Below are 2,073 nucleotides of genomic sequence, written 5' to 3' on the forward strand. Positions count from 1 at the left end.
CGGCTATCGCAACATAGAAGCCGACGATCTCGGCCCGTGATCGGTCCGGTTAGCCGCCGATCTTGTCCAGCGACGTCTCGATTGCCTTCCAGAGCTCTTCCACCGGCTCGCAGCCGACCGAGAGGCGAACGAAGCCGGCGGCAACGGCATCGCCTCGCTTCAAGCGCCGCTCGGCGGAGGTGTGGACGCCGCCGAAGGATGTCGCGGCCTGCATCAAGGCGCAATTGTTGATGAAATCCTCGGCCTTGTCCTCCGAGGCGAGCTCGAAAGAGATCAGAAAGCCGAAGCGCTCCATCTGGGCACGGGCAAGGTTGTGCGACGGATCGCCTTCCAGTCCGGGATAACGCAGGCCGCTGATTGCCCGGTGGCCCTGCAGCCGCCGCGCGATGACTTCCGCCGAGGAACACATGCGATCGAAGCGCACATCCAGTGTCTCCAGGCCGCGATGCACCAGCCAGGCTTCGAATGGTCCGGGAATGCTGCCGGAAACTTCGCGCCAGCCGGTCACGGCGGCGATGATCTCGGCATTGCGGCTGGCGACATGGCCGAACAGCACATCTGAATGGCCGTTGGGTGCCTTGGTGTCGGCGGCAACGACGATATCGGCGCCATGGTCGAGCGGCCGCTGGCCGAAGGGTGTCATGGTCGTGTTGTCGACCACAAGGATCGCGCCGGCTTTGTGAACAGCATCGGCAACGGCGGCGATATCGCAGATATCCAACCCCGGATTGGCAGGGGTTTCGACAAAGGCGAGGCGATAGCCATCGAAGCCGCCGTCGAGGAAGGTCGAGGTAGGCCTGACATCGTAGGCGATGCCGAGCGGCTTGAGGAAGCGATCGGCCAGCGCTCTTGTCGTGTGGTAGCCGTCCGATGGCAGCAGGATACGGTCGCCAGTCTTGAGCACGGCAAAAAACGCCGCCGAGATTGCCGCCATTCCTGAAGGGAAGGCGACGCAAGGCGCGTCCTCCAGATGGGCCAGCATATGTTCGACCGCGTCCCAGGTCGGGTTGCTGAATCGCCCGTACTGGTTGAAACCGGTGGCGTCGCCGGGCGCATGAAAGATGGCGGCCATGGTCAGTGGCAGGGGAATGGAATCGCCCATGGCAAGCCCGCTGCGACGCAGGTGAGGAAGCGCTGCAGCGCGTGACTTTGCAGTTTCAGACATCGAATTTCCAACCCTGTTTGCGACCGGCGATATGTGGCGAGACGCTATGCCCGGCAGCGGCGCGCGGCAAGGCGCGTCCGGGTGGGCCAGGCGGCTCTAAACGGTTCGTTAGGCTTAATAGACCATAAAGACGAGACGTGTCGGCGAGGCTGCTCTCATTGGTCGCGGCGCGCGTGTTTGTGAAGCCTAATCCCGTTGACGCCCATAGTGCCCCATGATATCCCATCTAGACATCAAAGCCTTCGTTCCGTGTCAGGGTAAAGCGTACGCCAATCGGGCAGCCGCGGCGGCTGCGCGTTTGCCGGTTTTTGCCCGTGCGGATGAGGCTGATGCGGGGCAGGGAGCGCGCTGCGGCGGCGCGTGCGACAAGATGGAGAGGGGTGCGGCGGCGCAAGCGGCTGTAGCGTTTAATGGACCGGTTTCTGTCAAGCACGGTGAGCAGGATCGATGCGAAGGGACGGGTGTCCGTTCCCGCGCATTTCCGTGCGGTCGTGCAGAAGCGCGGCTATTCGGAACTCTATGCGCTGCGCTGCCTGGATCTGCCGGCGATGGATGTCGGCGGGCTCGATCTGCTCGACCGCTACGAGCAGCGCATCGCGCTCGAGGATCCCTTCCTGCAGACGGCGGACGATATGTCGTTCTTCTGCCATGGCGACGGAACCTTCTTGAAACTCGACCAGGACGGCCGCATCACGATGAGCGATTTCCTTCGCGAACACACCGGCATTTCGGCGGAAGTGGCCTTTGTCGGGCGCGGCAATTTCTTTCAGATCTGGGAGCCGGGACGGCTTGCCGCCTATGGGGCGCAGGCGCGGGCACGGCTTTTGCAGCTTCGGCAGGGGACGAAGCCTGGGGAGCGACCGGAATGACGGCAGGCCACGGCGATGACCTTCCTCGCGCCGTAGATG

2 protein-coding genes are annotated in these 2,073 nt (G+C 63.4%); one reads left to right on the forward strand and one right to left on the reverse strand.

Annotated features, from left to right (window positions below):
- Nucleotides 1-49 precede the first annotated feature (49 nt).
- Nucleotides 50-1,165 carry a cystathionine gamma-lyase gene (locus tag EN939_RS31560; RefSeq protein WP_127271467.1) on the reverse strand — a complete coding sequence of 372 codons (1,116 nt, stop codon included), beginning with the start codon at nucleotides 1,163-1,165 and terminating at the stop codon, nucleotides 50-52.
- Nucleotides 1,166-1,575: 410 nt separating this feature from the next.
- On the opposite strand from EN939_RS31560, the gene mraZ reads away from it, so the two are divergent.
- Nucleotides 1,576-2,034: a division/cell wall cluster transcriptional repressor MraZ gene (gene mraZ, locus EN939_RS31565; protein WP_127271469.1), complete on the forward strand. Its 459-nt coding sequence runs from the start codon at nucleotides 1,576-1,578 to the stop codon at nucleotides 2,032-2,034.
- Nucleotides 2,035-2,073: the final 39 nt, after the last annotated feature.

Source organism: Mesorhizobium sp. M7A.F.Ca.CA.002.05.1.1, assembly GCF_003998335.1.
Lineage (GTDB): Bacteria > Pseudomonadota > Alphaproteobacteria > Rhizobiales > Rhizobiaceae > Mesorhizobium.

Coding starts and splice junctions, on each gene's coding strand:
- EN939_RS31560 (WP_127271467.1), bottom strand. CDS start 1,165: ATGTCTGAAACTGCAAAGTCACGCGCTGCAGCGCTTCCTCACCTGCGT.
- mraZ (WP_127271469.1), top strand. CDS start 1,576: ATGGACCGGTTTCTGTCAAGCACGGTGAGCAGGATCGATGCGAAGGGA.